General features: G+C 40.0%; 9 protein-coding genes. 8 read left to right on the forward strand and 1 reads right to left on the reverse strand.

Annotation, left to right across the window (positions count from 1 at the left end):
- The 6 genes from A3757_RS27600 to A3757_RS10815 all read left to right on the forward strand — a co-directional run.
- A partial coding sequence (locus tag A3757_RS27600; RefSeq protein ID WP_231878256.1) for a hypothetical protein occupies positions 1-222 on the forward strand: 222 nt, incomplete at its 5' end.
- 78 nt (positions 223-300) lie between these two features.
- Positions 301-546: a hypothetical protein gene (locus A3757_RS10795; protein ID WP_068739173.1), complete on the forward strand. Its 246-nt coding sequence runs from the start codon at positions 301-303 to the stop codon at positions 544-546.
- The gene (locus tag A3757_RS10800) at positions 543-1,316 is read left to right on the forward strand and encodes a metallophosphoesterase (protein ID WP_068739598.1); all 774 of its coding nucleotides are present in this window, start codon (positions 543-545) and stop codon (positions 1,314-1,316) included. Before A3757_RS10795 ends, A3757_RS10800 begins: the two co-directional genes overlap by 4 nt.
- A 2-nt stretch (positions 1,317-1,318) precedes the next feature.
- Positions 1,319-1,741 carry an NIF family HAD-type phosphatase gene (locus A3757_RS10805; protein ID WP_068739279.1) on the forward strand — a complete coding sequence of 141 codons (423 nt, stop codon included), beginning with the start codon at positions 1,319-1,321 and terminating at the stop codon, positions 1,739-1,741.
- 101 nt (positions 1,742-1,842) lie between these two features.
- Positions 1,843-2,205: a hypothetical protein gene (locus A3757_RS10810; protein WP_156491940.1), complete on the forward strand. Its 363-nt coding sequence runs from the start codon at positions 1,843-1,845 to the stop codon at positions 2,203-2,205.
- A gap of 195 nt (positions 2,206-2,400) precedes the next feature.
- Complete coding sequence (locus A3757_RS10815; RefSeq protein ID WP_068739603.1) at positions 2,401-3,288, forward strand: hypothetical protein; 888 nt, start codon at positions 2,401-2,403, stop codon at positions 3,286-3,288.
- Positions 3,289-3,345: 57 nt separating this feature from the next.
- On the opposite strand, the gene A3757_RS10820 is transcribed toward A3757_RS10815, so the two are convergent.
- The gene (locus tag A3757_RS10820; RefSeq protein ID WP_068739605.1) at positions 3,346-3,567 is read right to left on the reverse strand and encodes a helix-turn-helix domain-containing protein; all 222 of its coding nucleotides are present in this window, start codon (positions 3,565-3,567) and stop codon (positions 3,346-3,348) included.
- A gap of 113 nt (positions 3,568-3,680) precedes the next feature.
- Here A3757_RS10820 and A3757_RS10825 point away from each other — a divergent pair, with 113 nt between their 5' ends.
- Both A3757_RS10825 and A3757_RS10830 read left to right on the forward strand, forming a co-directional pair.
- Positions 3,681-5,321 (forward strand): hypothetical protein, encoded by a 1,641-nt coding sequence (locus A3757_RS10825; RefSeq protein ID WP_068739607.1) that lies wholly within the window; start codon positions 3,681-3,683, stop codon positions 5,319-5,321.
- A gap of 99 nt (positions 5,322-5,420) precedes the next feature.
- Positions 5,421-6,167, forward strand: a complete 747-nt coding sequence (locus A3757_RS10830; RefSeq protein WP_068739609.1) for a hypothetical protein — start codon at positions 5,421-5,423, stop codon at positions 6,165-6,167.
- Positions 6,168-6,369: the final 202 nt, after the last annotated feature.

Here is a 6,369-nt window from a genome sequence, read left to right on the forward strand (position 1 = left end):
TATGCCTTAAATTTAAATTACCAAGCGAGCCAATATACGACCCTCGTACACACCCTCAAAGAAATTTTCTTTGCTAACTCCCGCCATCACTGCCACCTTAAAAAAATCAACCGAAAAGACATGCCTAAAGTAATTTTTTACTCCCACTTCATCCACTTCTACAAACAAATACCTATATACGATATTCGTACATTTTTTCCTTATATTTCAAAGCATTACTAAAAACAGCTTCTTGACCAAAACAACCTTCTTTCATAACCTATAGTGAATACTTTCTCTATAGATTTGGAATTAATGCTCATGTCAAAAGACATCAAAAAAGCATCTAATCGACTTGCATTTATTGACGGTCGGATTGACCCAGATACTTTATTCAATCATCTACGCAAACTTAGCGAGTCAGGCCTGCTTACAAAGACACTAGAAGAAAGAAATCGAATTCTATGTTCCGCAACTGATAACGGAATAATCACTTGGACCCATAGCGAAAACTATGTCCCCCCAAATAATATCTACGATGACCACCATCCTGGAGAGCAAAAATGACAAAAATTGCAATTCACAGCGACTTGCACATGGAGCTCCAAGGTGCTCCTATGTATTGGCTTGAGTTTACACCCGATATTCTAGTGTTAGCTGGTGATGTCCATAAAGCCTGTGACATTCAGAAAATACTACCATTGCTCACCGAATTCAGACCAAACATGGATATTGTGTTCGTGCCCGGCAACCACGAATACTACGGTTGCAAGAATATGATTGAGACAGAACAAGCTTTACGAGAAGAGTTCTCAAAGTCGAAACAAATACACTTTCTTCAATGCGATTCAAAAGTAGTCCAGGGCGTTAGGTTTATCGGCTGCACAGGTTGGACAACACTATCCGCTCTAAAAAACGAAGAGTTTCCTAATGTCGAACCAGTCATCGCTGATCGGATCAATGACTTTCATTATATTGGAATGGGTGACCATAAATTTAGTACACAAGAGTGTATTGAACTTGGGCACCAACAACGCGAATGGCTCAAACAACAGCTACAAGCAACACAAGATGAAAAACTCCCGTCCATGGTAGTGACTCACTTCTCACCGAGCCTCCAGTTTAGAAATAAACAGCACTCAATAGATGAAATTACAGCATATTTCTGTAACGAGCATATCGATCTCATTGATTCATACGCCCCTGACTATTGGGTATTCGGCCATACACATTTTAATGTCGATGAAATCAGAGGACGCACGCGTATCATCAGCAACCAACACGGTTATGGACGAGAATGCTCTGATTACCAACCAAATTTCATGATTGAATTGTAGAAATGATATTAGCTCTAGACCTTGAGTACACATTGATATCCAGCGCTGTCTCGTGCTTCGTCAGGCCCCATCTAAATGATTTCCTTGAATGGTCAAATGAAGCATTTGAAAAGGTATACCTATATACGACAGTTCCAGAACATAGAGTAGTGAAGATACAGCGTGATCTATTTGAGTTGAAGGAGGTTAATCACATTTTTCGTGATCTTAAATCTGTGACCTGGCCGAGGAAGGGGTTGAAAGATCTAACTTACGTCCATCACCAGTGGGACAGAGTAATCATGGTAGATGATCTGCCCGATTGTTATGCAGTACCCCACCAAAGAGATCAATGGATGGAGATTGAACCTTTTGATCCAGAAAAACCTGACATTGCGCTATCTAAGTTAATTGGGAAGCTTGAAACGAAACTAAGCGTCAATTGAGCCGATACCTCTTATTAAGTGTATTTTTTCTTGTATCCAAACTCAAATTAAAAGCCCTGATCAATGACATATTCAAACAAAGTTTATAGGAGATGATCTCAGTGAAAATGCAATCAAGAGTTGAAAAGTTTGAGAACGTTGGTTTTGTCTGCGACGCCTGTATGTCCCCTGTATTTTTTGAGGACAACGATATGCAAGCTTCCCTGTCAGCTAAGTTTGGACCTGGATCAGAGGAAGATGGAAACGAGTACCATCTAGATCTGTGCGAAAGCTGCTTCAAAGAGGCACTTTCAGAAATGAAGATCATACGTCGTAATGAATTCATGTTTGATGAAAAAAACAACGATGACGTTCGTTATCCAGATAAGTTTGGGCTTGTTCGGGAGTCTGGAAAAGCTGATATCCCCAGAACAAGAATTGTAGAAGGTATTCACCTAACTTCAGCCCAAAAGGAAGATGATTAATTTGGAGAGATTAAAGAGTAGAGCAAGGGAAACGAGCCTTAACATAAGGCTACGCCTCCTGCTTCGAATACTGTACTGTGAAATCGACGTTTGCGTCTCGGCTTCTTCGGCAGGTAATTTGTCTGGTTAATTTTAAATTGATCATATACACGTTAACAGGGATCTCACTTATGGATATCTATGGAGAATTTCAAGATGATTATTTACAACCAACAGACTCTAAGAGAGCTCATTTCTACCCTACACGAATATTTGAATGCTCGAGGGATTAATGTCGAAAATGCCCGCCTCTACGAGATATTTTCTCATTCACAAGGTTTCAAAACTTATGCCGCTCTGGTGAGTAGCTTGCCCATAATGTTGGATGAAAGTGCCGGTGTGACACGAGAGCTAATTGAGAGTTTTCGTCGTTATGGTATTAAATCTGAAGATCACACAATGCCAAGTACACGGTTACTTGCGGATATGGCCGATAGAAAGCAAGCATTTCCTACTGTGGCTGGTCCGCGTTGCGGTTTAAGGTTAAATATTGACTGGGATGATGGACGAATTTATCTTCCATCTGAATATCATGAGTCTGACCATAGATCTTGCCCATGGAATGAGCTTTATGGACATTCTTCGAGCTTCGTATTACCAGGTATTGTATTGAAGAAAGAATATGAAGCGCTTCGTGAGGAAATAGCTCCAATCGTTGACAGAGTCGTCGCTGGATATTCAAATAATGGGACTCAAGTGAAAGCGTCATTTACTGATGACGCAAATGAAGCGCTTGAGGAGTTGAGTTATTTGATTGACGACTTTGAATTTGAATATTCAGACCAGTGGGGGCCACTACCCATGGATTTATACTATGACGAGGCTGTGCACGTAAGCGATGTTGAGGAATTGAAGCTCACTGAAATCCGCTTGGATGGCGAATTGCTGCTCGATTACTCATTTACAGACATTCAGTTAAGACAGCTTGTTGCAGAGGAAGAAAATCGTGACATACCGATTAAGCATGAGTCTCTTTATCTTTATTTCAAAGATCTCAGAGACGATTGTCTTAAAAATTTCGAAGAGCAAAGTCAATCTAATTAGAAATTGAAGTGATCTATTAGCCACCCCTTCTCTTTTGGTGGCTAATACCGTGACTAATTAGGCGTAATCCAGAAGAACTTTCGCTTCTAACTCTAAAGCCCTAGCCAACTTCAAAATATTCAATAGAGCAACATTTCTATGCCCACTCTCAATCCCTGAAATATAGCTTCTGTCTATATCTGCAAGATAGGCAAGCTCTTCTTGAGTGATCTTTTTATCCTTTCTCAATCGCGCTAAGTTCCGTCCAAACTGGATTAGCTCTTCATTTGCTTCGGGCATTGAGTGGGCACCATTAAATGATACCTATAATCAACAAAATGCTGGAATTCACTACAGACTATGAGTAACATTTATCCACAGATTGCCAATAAAATGGAAAAAAGGAATTTTTGATGGAACCAAAGTTTAAGTACATTCTCTCGTCTACAGTTATGATATCTGCAATCGCACTGTCAGGTTGTGGTTCAGATGACCCTAAGCATGAAGAAGAACAACAAATTTCTGCTTATACAAATCTAGATCTTAGTGATGCTGCTTCTCTTGTGGTCGGCAGTGAGCAAGCTGCCTCTGGAGTAATGTCAGCAGCGAGTTTTACAGCATCTAATAGTAATGGACTCACTACAAACAATGTTTTGTACAAGGTAAGTGCAGACGGTTCTTTAGAAACAGTTAAGTTTGTAGATGAAGACGGTAATGAAACCGAAGTCGTATATCGACCTGAATGTGCTAAGAATATCAATGATGATTTCGTCGCAATGTATAGCACTCAACAGCTACCTCTAAAGTTCTTGGTTACTTCTGAAGATGGTTCGACGCTCAGCAGTTCCGAAGTAACACAGTCTGCTGCGATGTTATTGATAAGAAAAAGTGATGGGAAAATATTTCCATTGAAGGCAGGGGCTACTCGTCTTTATCCAAATTCAGAAGGCGAACATGTTCTGGTGCCGATTTGTGATCCGATTACCACTTCCAGTGATATGTGGACCTTACCTCATGACACTGTTTTAATAACCGGCGTATTAGATGAGAGTATTGGAGCGACATCATTTCTTCTGAACCTGAAGAAAGAAGGTGACCTGGAAGCCAGAACCTACCTTCTTCCTGGGGATGGCATTGGTAATTATCCAGTAACTATTTCTCCTAACGCGATCGCTTATGGCTCAAGAGTTATTGGTGACAACTCTCCAGGTGTTGGCCGCTTAGTTACTGGCGTTGAATCAGATATTCTATCAGGTGGAGTGGGTGATCGAATTCGACTACCAGATGGATTGAATTACAGACGTTTTTTGGAGCGCCAGTACACAGAAGAGTTTCGAGAACCAGATCTGTGTTTGAATTTGCATGAGAGCCAGAAAGAAGCATTTAACTGTGAAGAACAATGGATTAGAACCTATACAGGTTTTGATGAAGTTCTAACCGAGTACACCTTAACTTCAAATTCAAGGGTTGTTGAACAAGAAGTCTACCGTAGCACGTATTCTGAAGAGTATGATCCATCTGCAGCAAATTGGGGATTGGAATTTCGTTATCCAGGAACAGATCTATTTTTAGGTGAGTCGTGCAATTGGTATCAATACGATGAAAGCCTTGCTAAGAAGCTTGCGCTTGTTGATTCTGTAATCCCTGCAGACCTGATTGCTTCTTATGGCGCTGGCCAGATCACTTGTTCTGCAATGAAATCTGATATACCTAATACAGGAATCGGTGAACAGAATTACTATGATTATTCTGGATATATGAGTTTCGTAATTTTGGTTAATGTTGAAGGCGCTAGTAGTCGAAGCTTTTTAGTGCAGTATAACCCGCTAACAGGGGATAGATTAATTGGTGAGCCAGAAGTTGCAGCATCTGGTCGCTATGCTACTTACGATATTAGCGATCATCCATACGACAAAGGTTTGTATCAAGGGCAAGCGTATAACAGTAACGGTGACCAAATATTTCTAATCTACGATATTGAGGACGGAACAGTGGCTGAATCAATCCATAAGCCGAATAGCTCTGGTTACTACTATATTTCGCCTATGAATTAATAAACTATGAAACCAGAAAAAGCATCAAGGACGATGAAAAAATTATATTTATCAAGACTGCGGCATACCGATAAGCTGTTTGCCAAGGAGGGCAGGATTATGAAGAAATTGATTTCCTATATAGCGGCTGTTATTTCTGCATTAATATTTTCAGGTTGTGAAAATAAAGATTCTACAGACGTCGATCATTCTCAATTACACGTTGGACTGACGGCAACTTATGAAACTCATAAGCTTAAGACTCATTCAGTTAACCCTGATAAGGAGTTAAACTTTCAATTTAGCCTTTTTGAAAAACAAGATGAAGATGCTGGGCTATTTGAACAAGTAGAGGTGGACGTCACTGAACCTAATAAGTTCTTTTTGAAGATTGATGATGAAACTTATGATTTGTTTGAGTACAAAGCTTATGATTTAACCTTCAGCGCGGTTTACTACAGTGTAAATCTGCCAGAGCCTAGTCGTGAAGAACGACAAATCGAAATCATTTTCGATGGCGACGCATATTCATCGTTGTCATTTGAAATGCCTCCTCTTTTTGAGGTCGAAACAAATATTTCTGGCGAGTATTCCCCTTCCGAAGAAGACCTGGTGTTTAATTGGGATATCTACGGCGTAGATACTGTTGATGTACACCAATCTTCCCAAGAAGAATGCGCACCCTATGAAGCTGACTCTTCAGAGGAATTAACTCACGTAATTCCTGCCGAAACAATCTGCCCTGATTCAGTCGCCGCAATTATTAGAGTTTCGTCAAATCCAGGTTTAGAGATTGTTAACGACGGCTTCAGTTCCTTTAGTGTTGATTTTACGCAAGAATTCGAGCAACGAATATCTATAAAATGATTAGAACTACTAAATGCCGCTTTAGTTATCCCGCTGTGACTAAACCGGCATTTATATCTTTCTTTAGTTTTAGCTAATCAACGCCTCAGTTAAAGAGTTTTATCGTTTATCAAGAGTATTTCTATAAGCTCATTTCTCCCCAAAAAAACAGATCATACTCCAAAATTTAAAGCTGTCTTCTCCATATACTCACCACCCTATT

This window comes from Oleiphilus sp. HI0117, from assembly GCF_001635235.1.

Coding starts and splice junctions, on each gene's coding strand:
- A3757_RS10815 (WP_068739603.1), top strand. CDS start 2,401: ATGATTATTTACAACCAACAGACTCTAAGAGAGCTCATTTCTACCCTA.
- A3757_RS10830 (WP_068739609.1), top strand. CDS start 5,421: ATGAAGAAATTGATTTCCTATATAGCGGCTGTTATTTCTGCATTAATA.
- A3757_RS10795 (WP_068739173.1), top strand. CDS start 301: ATGTCAAAAGACATCAAAAAAGCATCTAATCGACTTGCATTTATTGAC.
- A3757_RS10825 (WP_068739607.1), top strand. CDS start 3,681: ATGGAACCAAAGTTTAAGTACATTCTCTCGTCTACAGTTATGATATCT.
- A3757_RS10800 (WP_068739598.1), top strand. CDS start 543: ATGACAAAAATTGCAATTCACAGCGACTTGCACATGGAGCTCCAAGGT.
- A3757_RS10805 (WP_068739279.1), top strand. CDS start 1,319: ATGATATTAGCTCTAGACCTTGAGTACACATTGATATCCAGCGCTGTC.
- A3757_RS10820 (WP_068739605.1), bottom strand. CDS start 3,567: ATGCCCGAAGCAAATGAAGAGCTAATCCAGTTTGGACGGAACTTAGCG.